Here is an 18,732-nt window from a genome sequence, read left to right on the forward strand (position 1 = left end):
GTTCAAAAATACTTCGGAGCGCGAGGCAGAGCCTCGCAAAAAAGAAAGGACGCCCGAAGGCGTCCTTTCAAACCTCTCAACCAATGCGGCGTTAGCCTGCCTTGGCCAGATTCCGCAGCACGTAATGCAGCACGCCACCGTTTTCGATATATTCGATCTCGGGCGCGGTATCGATGCGGCATTTCAAGGTGATGGTCTTCTCGGTCCCGTCGCCATAGACGATGGTGCAGGGTACCTCCTGCAGCGGCTGGATCGTATCCAGCCCGTGGATCGAGACGGTCTCGTCCCCCGTCAGACCCAGCGACTTTCGGGTATCCCCACTGGTGAATTCGAACGGGATCACACCCATGCCAACCAGGTTCGACCGGTGAATACGCTCAAAGCTCTCGGCGATCACCGCCTTGACGCCCAGCAGAGCGGTTCCTTTGGCGGCCCAGTCACGCGAAGACCCCGCGCCATACTGTTCGCCACCAAAGACGACCAGCGGGGTGCCCTGTTCCTGATAGGCCATCGACGCCTCATAGACCGAGGACTGCGCGCCATCGGGGCCCTTGGTGTAGCCGCCTTCGACACCGTCCAGCATCTCGTTCTTGACGCGGATGTTGGCGAAGGTGCCGCGCATCATGATCTCGTGATTGCCACGGCGCGAGCCATACGAGTTGAACTCGCGCGGTTGCACCTGACGGTCAACCAGATACTTGCCGGCCGGAGTGGTCGTCGCAAATGAGCCTGCGGGCGAGATATGGTCGGTCGTGATCATGTCGCCCAGGATCAGCAGAACCTTGGCGCCGTCGATATTCGAGATCGTGCCGGGCTCGGTCCCCATGCCCTGGAAATAGGGCGGGTTCTGGATATAGGTCGAGGTCGGCGGCCAGTCATAGGTTTCGGCGTCGGTGGTTTCAACCGATTGCCATTTCTCGTCGCCCTTGAAGACATCGGCATATTTCGACTGGAACGCTTCACGCGTCACGGTCTGTTCGACCAGTTCCGCAACCTCTTGCTGGGTCGGCCAGATGTCTTTCATGTAGACGTCGTTACCGTCCTTGTCCTGACCAATCGGCTCAGACGTCAGATCAATATCCATCGTACCTGCCAGCGCATAAACGACAACCAGCGGCGGTGAGGCCAGATAGTTGGCGCGCACATCCGGCGAAATCCGGCCTTCAAAGTTACGGTTGCCCGACAGAACCGACGTGGCGACCAGATCGCCCTCGGCAATCGCCTCGGACAGTTCAGCCTGAATGGGGCCGGAGTTACCGATGCAGGTGGTGCAGCCATACCCCACAAGGTTAAAGCCAACCTTGTCCAGATCCTCTTGCAGGCCTGCGGCTTCCAAGTAGGCGCTCACAACCTGCGAGCCCGGTGCCAGCGAGGTCTTGACCCAAGGCTGTCGGTTCAGGCCCAACGCCGCGGCCTTGCGTGCCACCAGACCGGCACCGATCATCACATAGGGGTTCGACGTGTTGGTGCAGGATGTGATCGAGGCGATCACGACCTTGCCCGATTCCATGGTATATTCCTCGCCCTTGACGGCGACTTCCTTGCCCATGGGACGTTTGAAGGTCTCTTCCATCTCTTTGGTGAAAGCGGCCTTGGCATTGGTCAGCGCAACGTAATCCTGCGGGCGTTTCGGGCCCGAGATCGCGGGGACGATGGTGCCCATATCCAGCGAGAGCGTGTCGGTGTAGATCGGCGCATAATCCGCATCGCGCCAGAAGCCGTTTTCCTTGGCATAAGCTTCGACCAAGGCGATACGATCCTCGTCCCGACCGGTATTGCGCAGGTAGCGCAGGGTCTCGCCGTCGATCGGGAAGAAGCCGCAGGTCGCGCCGTATTCGGGGGCCATGTTAGCGATGGTGGCACGGTCGGCCAGCGGCAGACGGTCCAGACCTTCGCCGTAGAACTCGACGAACTTGCCGACAACGCCCTTTTCGCGCAGCATCTCGACAACCTTCAGAACAAGGTCGGTGCCAGTGGTGCCTTCGACCAGATCGCCGGTCAGCTCAAAACCGACAACCTCGGGGATCAGCATCGAGATCGGCTGACCCAGCATCGCGGCCTCGGCCTCGATCCCGCCAACACCCCAGCCCAGAACGGCCATGCCGTTGACCATGGTGGTGTGGCTGTCGGTGCCGACCAGCGTGTCGGGATAGGCGACCTCTTCACCGCTCTGGTCGGTGTCGGTCCAGACGGTCTGGGCCAGATATTCAAGGTTCACCTGGTGGCAGATGCCGGTGCCGGGGGGCACAACGCGGAAGTTGTTGAACGCGTTCTGGCCCCATTTCAGGAACTGGTAGCGTTCCATGTTCCGCTCATATTCGCGGTCCACATTCATCTGGAACGCGCGCGGGTTGCCGAATTCGTCGATCATGACCGAATGGTCGATGACCAGATCAACCGGGTTCAGCGGGTTGATCTTCTGGGCGTCACCACCCAGCCCTTTGATGCCGTCACGCATCGCGGCGAGGTCAACAACCGCCGGAACACCGGTGAAATCCTGCATCAGCACGCGGGCAGGGCGATACGCAATTTCGCGCGGGTTCTTACCGCCGTTCGCGCCCCATTCGGCAAAAGCCTTGATGTCGTCGACCGAGACCGAGAATCCGTCATCCTCGAACCGCAGCATATTTTCCAGCACCACTTTCAGCGCGGCGGGCAGTTTCGAGAAATCACCCAGACCGGCCTCTTGCGCGGCGGGGATCGAGTAATAGGAAATGGACTTGCCATTCACGCTCAGGCTGCGGCGTGTCTTGGCGGTATCCTGTCCGACTTTGATGGGCATCTTATGGCCTCCCTCTCAAATGACGTGGAATATGGGATTCGCTGAGGGGTATCTGCATCACCAGCGACGCTGGTTCAAGGTCCAACAGGCCCCCTGCGTCAATTTTTGTATACCATTGCACACATTTTTGCGAAATTCCGCTGCCCGGCTCTCAAGAAACCTTGATTGGTGGTTTATGTGATTCCCGATTAGACCTTTGGAACGCCACCCAAGCCGAGAGATTTCATGCTCAGATCAGCCACCCTGACCGCGATTGCTTCACTCTTTCTGACCGCCGCCGCCACTGCCGAGACCGACCCGGTCGTGGTCGAACTGTTTACCTCGCAGGGCTGTTCATCCTGTCCGCCTGCGGATCGGATCATGGAACAGTTGGCGCAGCGCGAGGACGTCATCGGTTTGGCGTTGCACGTGGACTACTGGGACTACATCGGCTGGAAGGACGAATACGCCAAGCCGGACCATACCCTGCGTCAGCGCGCCTATGCCCGAGAGGGCGGGCGCACGATGATCTATACTCCGCAGATGGTGGTTAACGGTCAGCAGGATGTGGTGGGGGCCAAGGCGGGTGAGTTGGATCGTCTGATCAACGCCCATCTGACCGCCGCGCCCGAGGCCGAGGTCACCGCAAAGCGCACCGGTGACGATCTGGTCGTGGATGTCGCCCCGGTCGAACTGCCTGCCGGTCAGACTTATGAGGTGCGGGTGGTGCAATATTCACCGATGCGCCACGCCTCGATCCGGCGCGGAGAACTGGCGGGGCACGAGTTGGACTATGCCAACGTGGTTGAAAACTGGCAGATCGCGGGGCATTGGGACGGCGTTGCGCCGCAGGAGTTCACGGCGTCTTTGACCGGAGATCTGCCTGCCGTGGTCCTGATCCAGCGGGTTGGCCACGGGCCGATCGTGGCGGCTGCGCGGGTTAAGTGATCAGGGCATGTCCTGCGGCTGAACACCCAGTTTCTTCCACGCTTTCCAGCGGCGGTGAATCCAGAACCATTGTCCCATGTGCTGTCGCACCATCGCCTCGAGGTCGTCATTGGTGAACTGCGTCATGGTTTTGGCGTCGGTATGCGGCACCGGGTCGTGCAGTACGATTTCAAAATCAATACCGTTGGGCTGGCGCACCGCGTAGCAGGGAATCAGGACCGCCTTGTACTTGATCGCCAGTTCGGCATTCAGCACCGAGGTCACGGCGGGTTTGCCGAAGAACGTCAGTTCTTCGCCGCCATGGGCGTGCAGGTCTGATACAATCGCGATGATGCCGCCGTTTTTAAGCGCACGCACCATCTCGACCATGCCGCGGCGGCCCTGTTCGAACATCGGCGCGCCGGTCTGGTAGAAGGCGTCAACATACATATCGTTGAAATAAGGGTTGGCCATGCGGCGATAGAGGCAGCCGATCGGCTGGCCGCTGCGCGCCTGCAGCGCGACGCGGGCGGCCAGATAGTGCCCGAAATGCGCGGTGATCATCATCACGGGCTTGCCTTCGGCCACGGCCTTGTCAAACGCCTCAACCCCCGAGCCTGACACTTTGGCCTTGCTCTGCCGGTCGATGAACCCATCAGCCGAGAAGTGCTCCATAATCGCGCGCCCGGCGTTGTCGGGCACGGCCCGGCAGATACGTTTGACTTCGTCCTCGGGCAACTCGGGGCAAGTGAGTTTCAGGTTGCGTCGCACTCGCGAGCGGAACCCGACGACCGGGGCCAGCCAACGGGTCACAGCGCCCATCGCACCGATGCGCCGTTCATAGGGCAGCAGGCGCATACCGCCGATCACCCCTTTCAGGAACAGGTTGGCGAGGTAGTATTTTCCAAGCTCAAATCGGCTCAGTTCCGACTTTTCGACGGGCATGGGGAAGGACACCTGGGTGTTGTGAACTGCGCGGACAGACATACAGGCCCCGTTCTTTGATCACAAGTGGGGCTAGCCCTCCTCATCCATCTCGACCAGCGCGATGGTGCCGTCATCCAGCAGGGCCCGGATAACGCCCACGATCTGCGCCATCGCGTCTTCGGCCTCGGATTGCCTGACCCTGCCGCGATCTGCCATCTCTTCGCGCAGATTGTCGGCCATGCGCGAGGACATATTGGCCAGCATGAATTCAACCGCCGCCGCATCCTCTTCGGTCGCCGCCCCGGCCAGAGCGGTTACAAGAACCGGCTGATCCACCCCGCGCAGGATGACGGGAACATCACGCGGCTGAATGCGGGCAGGGATATGGGCGAAGATGAAGATCGACTGCCGGACTGCGCTGGCAAATTCGGCATCTTCTTCGTCCAGAGCGGTCAGCAGTCCGTCGCGCGTCGCCGCGGCGGACTGGTTGAGGATCGCCCCGACCCGCGCGCCGGGACCATCGGGAAAAGCCAGCGTCGGGCGCTGGTCCAACTGTGCGGCCAGCGACCAGCCGATCCGCTCGACCGCTTCGGGCGTCACATTTGCCGTTTTCGAGACTGCATAGGTGATCTGCCGCGCCGTGGGGCCGGGCAGGTGGCCCAGCACTTGCGCCGCCGTTGCGGTTTCCAGCTTTGACAGCATCACCGCCGCCACCTCGGTGCTTTCGGCCCTGGCCATTTCGGCCAGTTCTTCGGGCGGCACCTCGCGTAGACGTTGCCAAGGGTCGCCGATCTGGCGCACACCCGCCACCTTGCGCAGCCGCGCGGCGGTCGCAGGGGCGATCTTGCCGTTGACCGCATCCAGCGCCCCGGCCAGCCCGTGCGGGAAAGACAGTCCCACACCGTCCAGAGCGTCCGCGAACTCCTGCGCGACAGAGGCCAGGGTGACCCGGTCAACAAGGCCCATCTGCCCCAGCTGATGGGTCAGCTTTTCTTGTAAAGGGTCGGGCAATTCCTCAAGCGGGATGTCTGCGCCCTCGTTCAGCAGCAGCCGAACCACGACAGCCGCCTTTTCGCGGCTGCTGAGTCGCCGGGCCACCACCCGGGGTGCCCCGTCATCGTGATCGGTGACAGGGGCCTGCGCCCCCGGTGCCATCTGTACCAATGCGTGTGTGTCCTGCATCTGCCTGCAATGCCAATTCGCGTTGCGGGCAGATTAGGGCGAGTCGGGTAAAGAAACCCTGAAACTCAGTAGCTGTAGGTCAGCCCGGTGCGGATCGCCTCGCGCAGCGATGCCTCGGCCCAAGTGCCTTCACCGCCACGCGCCTTGATCTCGCGCCATTGGGCGATGGCCAGCTCGGTCTTGCCTTCGGCAACAAAGCCCTGACCCATATAGCTGCGGGCCAGAATGTTGTCGGGGTTGCTGTCGATGGCTTTCTGATAGAAGGCATTGGCCAGCTCAATCTCGCCCATCTTGCGATAGGTGAAGCCCCAGTAGGTCTGAACCCGGTCGTCTTCCTGATCCATGATGCGCAGAATGCCCTGAGCATTCTCAAACTGCCCGTCATAGGCCAGTTCGCGCACGGCATCGTACAGTTGATCTTCGGTCAGATTGGATTGGTTCGGCTTCACGCAGCGCCCGCGATCCGCGTCATAGACGCGCCCGAACAGGCATTTCTTGGTGGTGTTGGTCGGCTTGGGCGGGCTGCTGTCGCCACCGCCCGCCGCAAGGGCCATGGGGGCAAAGGTAAAGGCCTGAAGGGCGATGGCCGAGGCAAATACGAGGCGCATAACGGGTCTCCGATCATTGGACTGCTTGGTTAAATCATAGCGTGTTCTGTGTAAAAGCTAACAACTTGTGGCTCGCTTTTATTCACGACCGGGGCAAACCCGAGATCGTGGGGCACCCGCCCGCCCAAAAACAAGGGCCCGCGCGGAGGTGTCCGCACGGGCCTTTGGCGGATATTTCAGGTGTTATTCGCCGAAAACACGCGCAAAAATCGTGTCGACATGCTTGGTGTGATAGCCCAGATCGAACTTTTCCTCGATCTCTTCGGCGCTCAGCGCGGCGGTCACATCTGCGTCAGCCAGAAGCTCGGTTTTGAAATCTTTGCCTTCTTCCCAGACCTTCATCGCGTTGCGCTGGACCAGACGATAGGCATCCTCGCGGCTGACACCAGCCTGTGTCAGGGCCAGCAGCACGCGCTGGCTCATCACCAGACCGCGGAACTTGTTCATGTTGGCCAGCATGTTTTCGGGGTAGACGACCAGCTTGTCGACCACGCTGGTCAGGCGCGCCAGCGCGAAGTCCAGCGTGATCGTGGCGTCGGGGCCGATGTTGCGTTCGACCGAAGAGTGCGAGATGTCACGCTCGTGCCACAGGGCCACATTCTCCATCGCGGGCACGACGGCCATGCGGACAAGGCGGGCCAGACCGGTCAGGTTCTCGGTCAGAACCGGGTTGCGTTTGTGCGGCATCGCCGACGAGCCCTTTTGGCCTTTCGAGAAGAACTCCTCGGCCTCCAGCACCTCGGTCCGCTGCATGTGCCGCACCTCGATGGCGATGTTTTCGATGCTGCTGGCGATCACGCCCAACGTGGCAAAGAAGGCAGCATGGCGGTCGCGGGGGATGACTTGCGTGCTGATCGGCTCGGGCACCAGCCCCAGCTTGTCACAGACGTGTTCCTCGACCTGAGGGTCGATATTGGCGAAGGTGCCAACCGCGCCGCTGATCGCGCCGGTGGCGATCTCGGCACGGGCGTCGCGCATCCGGGACAGGTTACGGTCCATCTCGGCGTAGAACCGCGCGAAGGTCAGGCCCATTGTGGTCGGCTCGGCGTGGATGCCGTGGCTGCGACCGATGCGAACGGTTTCCTTATGCTCATACGCGCGGCGCTTCAGGGCGGCCAGCAGACCTTCGAGATCGTCAATCAGAATGTCGGCGGCGCGGGTCAGCTGGACGTTGAAACAGGTATCCAGCACGTCCGAGCTGGTCATGCCCTGATGCACAAAGCGTGCCTCGTCACTGCCCACATGCTCGGCCAGATGGGTGAGGAAGGCGATGACGTCGTGTTTGGTGACGGCCTCGATCTCGTCGATGCGGGCCACGTCGAATTCCACGTCCTTGGCTTTCCACACGGCGTCAGCGTTTTCGCGCGGGATCACACCCAGATCGGCCATGGCGTCGCAGGCATGGGCCTCGATCTCGTACCAGATGCGGAACTTGGTCTCGGGCGACCAGATGGCGACCATGTCAGGGCGGGAATAGCGGGGAATCATTGGCGGCAGCACCTTTTTGTGATTGGGATGAGGCGTTGGCGCGGGGTTTAGCCGCGCAGGTCTGCGGGAACAAGGCGCGAGTGCTGGTATGAGACGGTTTGCCCTGATTTTATTGCTCTGGCCGGGTATTCTGGCCGCAGAAGAGTTCCGCGCGTTGAGCGGAGATGAAATCCTGCAGGCACTGACCGACCGAAAGCTCGACTATGGTGGGGGTATCTGGCAGCGTTTTGATGGGTCGATGCTGACCCAGTATTTCTCGGGCCGCCCCAGCGCAGGGCGGTGGACGGTGCGGGGTGATCAATATTGCTCGCTCTGGCCGCCGTCAGCGCTGTGGGCCTGCTATGATGTCCGGCAAAGCGGCGACACGATCCGGTTTGTGGATCAGGCCGGTGGTACGACGGACGGGGTGTATGCCCGGTGAGCCTACCTGAAACCCTGTCCGATTTCGAAGGCAGCTGGAGCCTTGAGCGGTTGATCCGCGATGCCCGGGCAGGGCAGGTGATTCAGGCCGATGGCAGCGCGGTCCTGCGGCCCGAGGGCGATGGGTTGATCTATGACGAAACCGTCACCCTGCGCATTCCCGGGCAGCCCGAGATGACCGGGACACGCCGGTATCTGTGGCGCGCCTCGGGTGACCGGATCGCCATTCATTTCGACGACGACCGGTATTTTCACATGCTGCAACTAGGACAGGACCGGCCCGAGGACCATCACGATTGCCCGCCCGACAGCTATGATGCATTATACGATTTCACGGGATGGCCGCGCTGGACGGTGCGCTGGACCGTGTCGGGGCCGCGAAAATCCTATGAGATGGAGACCAAATATACGCGGCGATAGCGTAATCATCTTGCAGCACCGCCCCGGAACGGGCATTGCTGCACCTGCAAATAGGTCCACAAGTGGAGAAAACAACATGAATGCAAACGTTCTGGCCAATGCCTTTGGCCCGCGTGAGGGGACGGCGCTGCGCGTCAAACAGGTGGTTCTGGTTGCTCTGGGCATCGTAGCGCTGGCCGTGGCCGCCAAGATCAAAGTGCCGATGTGGCCGGTTCCGATCACCATGGGCACCTTTGCCGTGCTGACCATCGGTACCGCCTATGGCGCGCGTCTGGGCCTGATCACCATGCTGGGCTACCTGCTGGTCGGCGCACTGGGCTTTGACGTTTTCGCAGGGTCCTCGGCTGAGAAATTTGGCCTGACCTACATGATGGGCGGCACCGGCGGCTATCTGGTCGGCTATGTTCTGGCGGTACTGACGCTGGGTGCTCTGGCTGCGCGCGGCTGGGACCGTTCGGTTGGCAAGCTGGCGCTGGCGCTGGTTCTGGCCAACGTGCTGATCTATGTGCCCGGCCTGCTGTGGCTGGGTCAGCTTTACGGCTGGGACAAGCCGATCCTGGAATGGGGCCTGACACCCTTCCTGGTCGGTGATGTGATCAAGCTGGCGCTGGCCGCGCTGCTGATCCCCGGCCTGTGGAAGCTGGTGGGCGACGCCCGCACCTGATCCAACGCCGTTCTGGCAAATTCCGAACCCGCATCCGAGAGCCTCGGGTGCGGGTTTTTCGTTGTGCCTCCAAGGTCATACTGGACAAAGGCGGCAACGGCAGTTCAATCTGAGACCTGAGAAATCATCAGGTTATTGAGATATGCGTATTCCATTGACATCAGCGCTCGCCCTGTGCGGGACGTTGTGGCTTGCGGGCACTGCCGGGGCCGACACACCTGTGACCTACACGGACGCAGGGCAGGCTCTGTTCAGCTTTGAGGTCCCCGATTTCTGGACCGTCCGCACCGGAGGCCCACGCGAGATCGAGGATACCCAGCTGGGCGATGCGCGCGCCGTCGCAAGGGTCATGGGGATCAGGCCGTTTACGGATGACACGGTCTGGATGGGCTTTGTCTCGCCCGCAGGCGTCCGCGACATTCAGGGTGGCATCCGGTATCTGGAAGATATCGACAAGTTCCTGGTCAAAGAGCCGGTCGTCAGCGGCACCAGCGACACAAGGATCGGCGGTCAGCCCGCCCGGGTGATCCGGGGCACGGGCAGGCGGAACGGACGCGGGGTGAGCTTTACCGTGACACTGATCGACCTGCCAAAGGGCCGTGTGGCCATTGCAGTGGCGATCCTGCGGGATGGGGCCGATCCGGCCTATGTGGACGATCTGAACGATGTCTTCGCGTCGTTCCGGTCCCTGAACTGACGGAGGCCCGGATGACACGCAAACTGCTCAAACGATCCGCTCTGGCTCTGGGCCTTGGTGTGGCGACGCTGACCCTCTCGGCCTGCGACGGGGTCACGGTTGGCGTCGGCTACGGGTATGATCCGTTCTATGACTCGCTGTTGTGGAATGATTACTACCATGATCACGACGTGGACATAGACGTCGACATCAACCGTCCTGATCGTCCGGACCGTCCCAAGCCTCCGGTTTCGAAGCCGCCCGCGCGCCCGAAACCGCCGGTCGCCAAACCACCCACCCGTCCGCGCCCGCCTGTGGCGCGCCCTCCGGCGGCGCGGCCTCCGATCCACCGACCGGCACCGCGGCGGCGTTAGATAAAGGGGGCTGCATGGGCGGCCCCTTTCGCGTTCAGATAAATCACCTGCGTGGTTCGGGGGTTTCCTCGGTCTGTGATAGGATGGGGCAGGGGCGGGTCCGACCGGTGCCGCGCATGCCCCAAGCCCACGCGCATCATTCCGGCCCTGCCCAATTTCTGCAAACAGGAGCCGACCATGCTGACCGAAGACCAACTCCGCGCCATCGCCGCCGCGATCTGTGGCATCCTGGCAGTTCCCGATATCGGGCTGCCAAATCCGTTCCGCATCAACCTTACGCCCAAGGCGGTGCCTGACCACTTCATCGATGAGATCGAGGACGGTATGGGAACCTTCCGCTTTGCCGCTTACCCGCCCGGGCCGCGCGGAAAAGACATCCGCGAGGCCTTTATGGAGATTTCGCGTGACCAGCGCGGTTGCGCCTATTCCGTGACCGTGGTTGGCGGGGTCATCGAGGGGAGCGGTGCGACCCGAACCCGCACGGCCAAGACGACCGAATGGAAAACACTGTGATCTCGGGCTTCAGGCGATCAACTCGGTGGTGATCTGGGCGCTGCCCTCAAGGGTGCGATGGACAGGGCACTTGTCCGCAATCTCCAGCAGCCTGGCCCTCTGATCTGCATCCAGCGGCCCGTCCAGCCGGATCTTGCGACGGAACTGGTCGACCTTGCCCTCGCTGGCAAGACCGGCATCCTGAGCGTGCACCTTGTTGTGGCAAACATCCACGGTGACCCCAGTCAGCGGCCACCGCTTGCGCCGGGCATACATCCGGATCGTCATTGAGGTGCAGGCCCCAAGGCCCGAGGATACAAACCCATAAGGCGACATCCCCCGATCCGTCCCACCATACGAGGCCGGCTCATCCGCCACCGCATGATGGCGTGGCCCCGACTGGATGTCCTGCAAGAAGCCCGCAGGATCGGCTTCGGTCACGCGCACGACGCCTTCGGGCGCACCGGGCGGCGGGGCAGGCGGGCACAGCTTGACATAGCGCGACACCCAGGCGGCGATGACATCGGCGGCATATTCGGCATCCACCGCGCGGGTGATCAGATGGTCCGCATCATCGAGCGTAACAAAGCTCTTGGGATGTTTCGCGGCCAGAAAGATGGCGCTGGCATTGTCGATGCTGACGGTTTCATCGCGTGGTGCGTGCAAGATCAGCAGCGCAGCCTTCAGATCGGCGATGGACGGGGTCAGCGCAGCTTCTGAAATGTCATCCACAAAGGCTTTGCCGATCCGGAACGGCCGTCCGCCCAGCGACACCTCGGCACTCCCTTCGGCCTCGATCTCGGGCAGAGCGGCCTCGAAATGATGCCACACATGGCCGGGATCGGCAGGGGCACCCAGCGTCACGACCGCCTTGACCGAGGGGATGCCCGCCCGCGCCCGCAAAACCGCCGCCCCGCCCAGAGAATGCCCGATCAGCAAAGCCGGAGCCATGTCGCGCCCCGCCAGATACTGCGCCGCCGCGATCAGGTCCGACACATTCGAGGTGAAAGTGGTATTGGCAAACTCGCCGCCCGAATGGCCCAGCCCGGTAAAGTCGAACCGCAGCACGGCGATTCCCATCGCCGCCAGCCGCGCCGAAATACGCCGCGCCGCCGGAATATCCTTCGAGCATGTAAAGCAATGCGCAAACAGCGCCGTCGCCAGAACCGGCCCATCCGGCAGATCAAGGCGCGCGGCCAATTGGCTGCCGTCGTGACCGGCAAAAGTGATGCGTTCGGTGGGCATGGAAAAACTCCTGTATCTTCCCTTACAGAGTGTGCCGCCCATCGCCACATCTCAACCCGCAAGGCCGCCCGCTCACGCGGAGGTGACTACCGGCCCCAATCCTTCTTCTGTTCAAAATACTTCGGAGAGCGCGAGAGGCAGCGCCTCTCGCCCGGATCGCCGCGCGAAAGGCGCGGTGATCCGGCCCCTAGCGCGCGCCCATCAACTGCGCGTCAAACGGATAGGTGGTCAGATTCTCATAACCTTCCTCGGTGATAAGCACCTGATCTTCCAGCTTGATCGAGAAATCGCCGCCAACCTCACCCACCGCGGCCTCGACGCACAGCACCATGCCCGGTTCCAGCGGATAGTCATAGGCCCCCTCAACCGCCTTGTCCGGATAGGCCACCAAGGGCCACTCGTCGCACAGACCGACCCCATGCATCAGGCAGCCGTATTTCTGCGCCTGAAACTTGTCGTCCAGCCGATGCGTGTTCGCGGTTAGCTCGGGGATCATGACGCCGGGTTTCAGCATCTCCATATTGGTCATGATGTGCTCATGCGCGTGCTGCATGGCATAGATCATGTCAGGGCGCGGTTTCTCATCCCCGATCCACCAGGTCCGCGAGATATCGACGCAAATGCCATAGGACCCGATCAGGTCCGTATCGAAGGCGATGATCTCGTTCCGCCGCGTGATCCGGGGGCCGCATTCCTGAAACCACGGGTTCGTGCGCGGCCCCGAGGCCAGCAGACGGGTCTCGATCCACTCGCCGCCCCGGCGAATGTTCTCGGCGTGCAGAACTGCCCAGATATCATCCTCGGACGTCCTGCCATCGCCCACATTGGCCCGCGCGAACCGCTCCATTTCGGCCACGGCGGTTTCGCAGGCATGGCTGGCGCAGCGCATGGCGAGGATTTCATCCGGCCCTTTCACGGCGCGAGTCTTCTCGGTCAGTTCCTCTCCTTCCATGACCTCGAACCCCTGCGCCTCAAGTGCGCGCAGCCCGTGCAGCATGATCTTGTCGACACCCAACCGCCGGTTGCGGCCGCCATGGGCGTCGATCAGCACCCGTACCTCGTTTGCAAACACATCCGCCGCCACATCCACCTTGTCACCCCGGTCGAAATAGAACAGGTCCGCGCCCGAGCGCTGCTCGCGTACCAGCGGGTTGAACTTCGACAGAAACGGAGAGTTCTTGTAGTCCCAGATCACCATGTATCCGTCAGCGCAGACCAGCACGGCCCGGAACGGATTATGCGTATTCCACAGCTGCATATTTGTGCTGTCAGTCGCATAGCGGATGTTGAGCGGATCAAACAGCAGCACACCGCCCCAGCCCCGCGCGACAATGCCTTGGGTCAGCCGCCGCCAGCGGTATTCACGCATCCGCTCAAGATCGGGCAGGCGCAGGCCTGCAGCGGCCCATTCGTCAAAGGCAAGCTGCGTGGGCCCGATCTCAATCCGGTCATTGTCGTTGGGACTGCCGTCACCCAGCGCCGCCCCTTTAGTCGGGTCGATCTTGCGGTTGTCGCGGTGGTGCTCGTTCACGGGCGGACCTCTCTGCTTGCCCATTCAGCCTGCAAAGCTCCTGACGCTGCGTCTTTGAGATTTGCGACGGAACAAGCGTCGCTTTTTGACCGACAGGGCGGGGGCGGGATGTTATGGCTGCGGCATGACGGTGATTTTGCAGCAAGATATTCCCTATGATCCGCTGGCCCCGAACCCCTTGCCGGGGATGCGGCCGGCCGATCCGGACGACTGGTTGCACCGCGACGATGCCTTTGCAGCGCAGATGCAGCGGCGGGCCGACCTGTTGGCGCAGCACGGGGCCGAGGTTCTGGCCCAAAGCGCGCAAGCGCTGGCCCCGGCGCAGGAACTGCTGGATCTCGTTCTGGCGCAGGCCTACCCGGGCCAGTCCGCCCATGTCACCCGCCCTGACGGAGTTCAGGTCCAAATTGACCGGGCTTGCCCGCTCGAAACGCTGTGCCATCTGGTGCAGGAGGATTTCTGTATCCTGCAGAAACAGGGCGACGAGCACGTCCTGACCGGGGCGATCCTGTGCTTTCCGGCCAGTTGGCGGCTGTCCGAGAAATTCATGCGGCCCCTGCTTGCGATCCATGCGCCGGTCGACGCCTATGACCAGAACATCGCCCGCCGGGTCCAGCGCCTGTTCGACGGCATTCAACCCGGACGCCCGCTGTGGCGGTTCAATGCGCTGTGGTATGAGGAGGCCGAACTGTTCCAGCCCCGCAGCATACATCAGCGCCGCGACCCGCGTGACAGGGGCACGGCCCGCTATCTGCGCAGCGAACGCCAGACCCTGCTGCGACTGCTGCAGAGCAAAGCCGTGGTGTTCGCCATCCACACCTATGTCATGGCGGCGGAACGCTTGCCCCAAATGGAAAACCCCGCCTGACGGCGGGGCCTCCAAGGAGGGTCTTCGGTTATTCGTTTACATGCCCAGGACGCTGGCGACCTCGGCAAAGGCATTTGTGCTATTCAAGCCAAAGATGGCGGTGGTGAAGGCCAGAACCTGAGTGTTCAGGCGGAAATCCTCGCCCCGGATCAGGTTGACGGCGGCCATGGAAATGGCGATGGGGGCAGACACACTGGCCACCGCGCCGGTCATTCCCCAGCTTGTCAGCCGCAGGATATCGCTGGGGCGCTCGGGGTCATCGGGCGCTTGTTCCGGGGCCTCGGGGGACTGGGTGGTCTCGGTTTCGGTCCGAAAGGCGATGCTCAGCAGTTGCTCGTCGCTCAGCTGGATCGGGCGCGGGTTCGGCTTGCTGGGTTCGGCGAAGGCCTCATCTGCTTCGGACAGATCAAGGCCCGCAAAGGGCCCGCTGACAGATTCGAAAATCTGCTTGCGGTTCCGGGGCTTGCGCGGCGCAATTGAATCGAATGCGCTCATGAACTGCTCGAGCGTCAGCACCGTTTTGGGTGACAGCCATTCGACCCGTTGGGTCGAACAGATATCGACCATGCGATAGAGGATCACGACAAGCATCAGCTCGGAAAGCTCGCTGTCATCAAGCAGGCTGGACACCGGGCTGATCGAGATCGCCAGACGGTTGTCGGGCATCGATACAGCAGGCCGGGCCAACGTCCGCAAGCCTGCGGCCCGGTCCATCCGTTCGTGGTGTGACCGATCCGTTTGCTCGGAGGAGGGGTCCAGCGTCAGGCGGACAAGATACTGGCTGGTGACGATACTGGCCTCGGACGGGCTCAGCAGCGTCTTGCGCTCGACCAGATGCCCATAATCCTCAAGCGTGGCCGTCACCACATCGCAGAACCGCTTGAGCGCGCCGTCCGCCGCGCCGTTGAACTGAAGACCACCGTGATAGCTATGCTTTGAGGTCACAGCATGTTCCTTCGCCGTAATAATTCTCACGACAGGTTAACCGCCGATCTGGCGGAAATTTTGACGGAAAGGGAAAAAAGTCAGAAATCTTCGGTATTGATTACGCTTTGGAAACCAAGAAATTAAAGGGCGGTGTTAATCTATGTGGCGGGAATGTGGCCAAATCTGGGTTGCGCCATGTCGAAGGCGGGGCCGGCTCAGTTATCGATTCGCCACGCCATGATCGCGATGGATTGCTGATAGACCGAGGCCGCGTTCCACTGCTGAATGACCGCGAAATTCGGCTCGCCGGGTTGATAGCCTTTTCCCGGTTTCCACCCTTTCTTACGCAGAAAATTTGCGGTCGAGGCCAGTGCGTCGGTCATGTTGTAAAAGTCGACCTGACGGTCCCCGGTGGCGTCGACGCCATAGGTCAGCGCGTTGCCGGGCAGGAATTGCGTATGGCCCAACTCGCCATGTTTTGCCCCTTTTGTCGCCATGGTGAGGCTGCCCTGATCCACCAGTTTCAGTGCACCGATGGCGTGAGGGATGAAGAATTCGGATCGGCGACAATCATAGGCCAGCGTGGTGATTGCTGACACAACCGGGCTGTCCCCCATAAAGCCGCCGAACCCGGTTTCCATCCCGTGGATGGCAATCAGCACACCGGCGGGTACGCCGTACTGACGCTCGAACGCGGCATAGAATTGCGGGTTGCGCGCTTTGCGTTTGCGCCCTTGTGCGACGATGGTGTCCGCGCCGCGCACCTGCATGAACTTGTCCAGCGAGTATTTGAAGCTTTTCTGGTTCCGGTCGGCCGCGATTGTCCGCGTCTCGTACCGAGTTTGGGCCAGGGCCTGCAGCCCCTTCTTTTTGACACCGGCGCGTTTGGCCTGTTTTGCAAAATCCCGCTTCCAATCCTCGAACCCCGCGCTGGTGTTGCCGCAAGGGGCCGAGAGGGCGAGGCCGGGAACCGTCAGGGCGAGTGTCAGAAGGAAAAGGCGGAGCATGGGCAAATCCAAACGGCTGAAATGAAGGTATGGGGCTGCTAGTACAAATCCAGTTCTCCGGCGGCTTTCAGGCTTTCGAACCATTCATCCGGAGTTTTGTCGATTTTGGCGTGTTTGACCATCATCGCGTTCATGTTCGGCAGATGGGACGAGTCCGGCCATGCCTCGGGCTGCCACAGATTCCCGCGGATGACGCATTTGGGGCAATGGGCAAAGACCGTCTGGACATGGATCAGTAGCGCCAGCTTGGGCGGATGTGCGTTCACAGCCATGGTTTGCAGCAGATCGGGATCTGCGCAAAGACGGGCGGTGCCGCGCAGGCGCAGGGTTTCCATCTTGCCGGGGACAAGGAAAATCACGCTGGCACGTGGGTCTTGCAGGATGTTGTGAAACGTATCCACCCGCTTGTTGCCGGGCCGGTCCGGGATTGCGATCAGATTGTCCGAGATCACCCGCACAAAACCCGCCGGATCGCCGCGTGGCGAGATGTCGAGATGCCCGGACGGGTTGGCCGAGGCGATCAGGCAAAAGGGAGAGGTGGCGATGAAGTCGCGGCACATCTGATCCAGCGTCGGCAGTTCCTTGGCAACGATCTGGGGCAGCGGGGTTCCGACGACCTGTTCCAGCTGTTCGGTCGAGGTGATGAAATCTGAAAACTGTGAGAAAGCGGCATCTGAGGGCATTCGATCTCTCCTGTTTCGGGTCATCCGAGTTTGAAAGATCGTGCCAGATGAAACAAGGGCGTCCGTTCGGACGCCCTTGCGAGAATTTTCGTCGAAAATTCTTGGTCAGCAGCTGTAGTACATGCCGTATTCTACAGGGTGCGGAGTGTGCTCGTAGGTTTCGACCTCTTCCATCTTCAGCGCGATGTAGCCGTCGATCTGGTCTTTGGTGAACACGTCGCCCTGCAGCAGGAAGTCGTGATCGGATGCCAGAGCCTCCAGCGCTTCGCGCAGCGAGCCGCAGACGGTCGGGATGTCGGCCAGTTCCTCGGCAGGCAGATCGTACAGGTTCTTGTCCATGGCTTCGCCCGGGTCGATCTTGTTCTTGATGCCGTCCAGACCGGCCATCAACAAGGCGGCGAACGCCAGATAGGGGTTTGCGGCCGGATCGGGGAAGCGAGCCTCGACGCGCTTGGCTTTCGGGCTTTCGGTCCACGGGATACGGACACAACCCGAACGGTTACGGGCCGAGTAAGCGCGCAGAACAGGCGCTTCAAAGCCCGGGATCAGGCGCTTGTAGCTGTTGGTCGCCGGGTTGGTGAAGGCGTTCAGCGTTTTGGCGTGCTTCAGGATGCCACCGATGAAGTACAGTGCTTCGTCCGACAGATCGGCGTATTTGTCGCCAGCGAACAGCGGCTTGCCGTCTTTCCAGATCGACATATTCACGTGCATCCCGGTGCCGTTGTCGCCCGCGATCGGCTTCGGCATGAAGGTGGCCGATTTGCCATAGGCGTGGGCCACGTTGTGGATGACGTATTTGTACTTCTGCAGCTCGTCGGCCTGTTTGGTCAGGCTGTCGAAGATCAGGCCCAACTCGTGCTGGCAGGACGCAACCTCGTGGTGGTGCTTGTCGACCTTCATGCCCAGACGCTTCATGGTCGACAGCATTTCCGACCGCAGGTCCTGCGCTTCGTCGATGGGGTTGACCGGGAAGTAGCCACCTTTGACGCCCGGACGATGGCCCATGTTGCCCATCTCATACTCGGTGTCGGTGTTCCACGACGCATCAGTCGCATCAACTTCGTAGGATACCTTGTTGATGCTGTTCGAGAAACGCACGTCGTCGAACAGGAAGAACTCGGCCTCGGGGCCCATATAGGCGACGTCGCCGATGCCAGAGGCTTTCAGGTAGGCTTCGGCCTTCTGGGCGGTGCCGCGCGGGTCGCGCTCATAGGCTTCGCCGGTGTCTGGCTCGACCACCGAGCAATGTACGCAGATGGTTTTTTCCGCATAGAAAGGATCGACATAGGCGCTGTCGGTATCGACCATCAGTTTCATGTCGGAGGCTTCAATCGACTTCCAGCCCGCGATGGACGAGCCGTCGAACATGAAGCCTTCTTCGAGGAAGTCTTCATCGACCTGATCGGCCATAAGGGTCACGTGCTGAAGCTTGCCGCGCGGGTCGGTAAAACGAACGTCGACATATTCGGCGCCTTCGTCCTTGATCAGCTGAAGAACTGCGTCCTTGCTCATTCTCTTGGTCCTCTGCTTGG

Annotated in this window: 19 protein-coding genes; 8 read left to right on the forward strand and 11 right to left on the reverse strand. The window is 61.5% G+C overall.

Going from position 1 to position 18,732, the window contains the following annotated elements; genetic code table 11:
- Positions 1–91: 91 nt before the first annotated feature.
- Entirely contained in the window at positions 92–2,782 is a 2,691-nt protein-coding gene (gene acnA / locus ACR1XV_RS02535) for an aconitate hydratase AcnA (RefSeq protein ID WP_480528716.1), read from the reverse strand.
- A 225-nt stretch (positions 2,783–3,007) separates the two neighbouring features.
- Between acnA and ACR1XV_RS02540 the strand changes: the two genes are divergently transcribed.
- A complete protein-coding gene (locus tag ACR1XV_RS02540; RefSeq protein WP_480528717.1) occupies positions 3,008–3,709 on the forward strand; it encodes a DUF1223 domain-containing protein in 702 nt (233 codons plus the stop codon).
- Here the strand turns inward: ACR1XV_RS02540 and ACR1XV_RS02545 are convergent, their stop codons facing one another.
- From ACR1XV_RS02545 to purB, 4 genes are all read right to left on the reverse strand, one after another.
- On the reverse strand, positions 3,710–4,633 hold the full coding sequence (locus ACR1XV_RS02545; RefSeq protein ID WP_480528718.1) for a lysophospholipid acyltransferase family protein: 924 nt from the start codon (positions 4,631–4,633) through the stop codon (positions 3,710–3,712).
- Between the two features lie 72 nt (positions 4,634–4,705).
- Entirely contained in the window at positions 4,706–5,797 is a 1,092-nt protein-coding gene (locus ACR1XV_RS02550) for a flagellar motor switch protein FliG (RefSeq protein WP_480528719.1), read from the reverse strand.
- A gap of 65 nt (positions 5,798–5,862) precedes the next feature.
- Positions 5,863–6,405, reverse strand: coding sequence for a tetratricopeptide repeat protein (locus ACR1XV_RS02555; RefSeq protein ID WP_480528720.1), 543 nt, complete (start codon positions 6,403–6,405; stop codon positions 5,863–5,865).
- A 183-nt stretch (positions 6,406–6,588) separates the two neighbouring features.
- The gene (purB, locus tag ACR1XV_RS02560) at positions 6,589–7,893 is read right to left on the reverse strand and encodes an adenylosuccinate lyase (protein ID WP_480528721.1); all 1,305 of its coding nucleotides are present in this window, start codon (positions 7,891–7,893) and stop codon (positions 6,589–6,591) included.
- Between the two features lie 88 nt (positions 7,894–7,981).
- Here purB and ACR1XV_RS02565 point away from each other — a divergent pair, with 88 nt between their 5' ends.
- The 6 genes from ACR1XV_RS02565 (at position 7,982) to ACR1XV_RS02590 (ending at position 10,960) form a co-directional block, all read left to right on the forward strand.
- Positions 7,982–8,314, forward strand: a complete 333-nt coding sequence (locus tag ACR1XV_RS02565) for a hypothetical protein (protein WP_480528722.1) — start codon at positions 7,982–7,984, stop codon at positions 8,312–8,314.
- Entirely contained in the window at positions 8,311–8,733 is a 423-nt protein-coding gene (locus ACR1XV_RS02570; RefSeq protein ID WP_480528723.1) for a DUF6314 family protein, read from the forward strand. The genes ACR1XV_RS02565 and ACR1XV_RS02570 overlap by 4 nt, the downstream gene beginning before the upstream one ends.
- A gap of 76 nt (positions 8,734–8,809) precedes the next feature.
- A complete protein-coding gene (locus ACR1XV_RS02575) occupies positions 8,810–9,397 on the forward strand; it encodes a biotin transporter BioY (protein WP_480528724.1) in 588 nt (195 codons plus the stop codon).
- Positions 9,398–9,539: 142 nt separating this feature from the next.
- On the forward strand, positions 9,540–10,094 hold the full coding sequence (locus ACR1XV_RS02580; protein WP_480528725.1) for a hypothetical protein: 555 nt from the start codon (positions 9,540–9,542) through the stop codon (positions 10,092–10,094).
- Positions 10,095–10,105: 11 nt separating this feature from the next.
- Complete coding sequence (locus ACR1XV_RS02585) at positions 10,106–10,447, forward strand: hypothetical protein (protein WP_480528726.1); 342 nt, start codon at positions 10,106–10,108, stop codon at positions 10,445–10,447.
- A 177-nt stretch (positions 10,448–10,624) separates the two neighbouring features.
- A complete protein-coding gene (locus ACR1XV_RS02590; RefSeq protein WP_480528727.1) occupies positions 10,625–10,960 on the forward strand; it encodes a hypothetical protein in 336 nt (111 codons plus the stop codon).
- A 9-nt stretch (positions 10,961–10,969) separates the two neighbouring features.
- On the opposite strand, the gene ACR1XV_RS02595 is transcribed toward ACR1XV_RS02590, so the two are convergent.
- Both ACR1XV_RS02595 and dddP read right to left on the reverse strand, forming a co-directional pair.
- On the reverse strand, positions 10,970–12,184 hold the full coding sequence (locus ACR1XV_RS02595) for a bifunctional alpha/beta hydrolase/OsmC family protein (protein WP_480528728.1): 1,215 nt from the start codon (positions 12,182–12,184) through the stop codon (positions 10,970–10,972).
- 187 nt (positions 12,185–12,371) lie between these two features.
- Positions 12,372–13,715 (reverse strand): dimethylsulfonioproprionate lyase DddP, encoded by a 1,344-nt coding sequence (gene dddP, locus ACR1XV_RS02600; protein WP_480529284.1) that lies wholly within the window; start codon positions 13,713–13,715, stop codon positions 12,372–12,374.
- Between the two features lie 124 nt (positions 13,716–13,839).
- Here dddP and ACR1XV_RS02605 point away from each other — a divergent pair, with 124 nt between their 5' ends.
- Positions 13,840–14,583, forward strand: coding sequence for a heme-dependent oxidative N-demethylase family protein (locus ACR1XV_RS02605; RefSeq protein ID WP_480528730.1), 744 nt, complete (start codon positions 13,840–13,842; stop codon positions 14,581–14,583).
- A 36-nt stretch (positions 14,584–14,619) separates the two neighbouring features.
- Here ACR1XV_RS02605 and ACR1XV_RS02610 read toward each other — a convergent pair whose 3' ends face one another.
- From ACR1XV_RS02610 to glnA, 4 genes are all read right to left on the reverse strand, one after another.
- Entirely contained in the window at positions 14,620–15,528 is a 909-nt protein-coding gene (locus ACR1XV_RS02610) for a hypothetical protein (RefSeq protein WP_480528731.1), read from the reverse strand.
- A 197-nt stretch (positions 15,529–15,725) separates the two neighbouring features.
- Positions 15,726–16,517, reverse strand: a complete 792-nt coding sequence (locus ACR1XV_RS02615; RefSeq protein ID WP_480528732.1) for a lytic murein transglycosylase — start codon at positions 16,515–16,517, stop codon at positions 15,726–15,728.
- 38 nt (positions 16,518–16,555) lie between these two features.
- Positions 16,556–17,200: an MSMEG_1061 family FMN-dependent PPOX-type flavoprotein gene (locus ACR1XV_RS02620; protein WP_480528733.1), complete on the reverse strand. Its 645-nt coding sequence runs from the start codon at positions 17,198–17,200 to the stop codon at positions 16,556–16,558.
- A gap of 105 nt (positions 17,201–17,305) precedes the next feature.
- On the reverse strand, positions 17,306–18,712 hold the full coding sequence (gene glnA / locus ACR1XV_RS02625; RefSeq protein WP_170325302.1) for a type I glutamate--ammonia ligase: 1,407 nt from the start codon (positions 18,710–18,712) through the stop codon (positions 17,306–17,308).
- Positions 18,713–18,732: the final 20 nt, after the last annotated feature.

This window comes from Ruegeria sp. AD2(2025) (genome assembly GCF_056542385.1).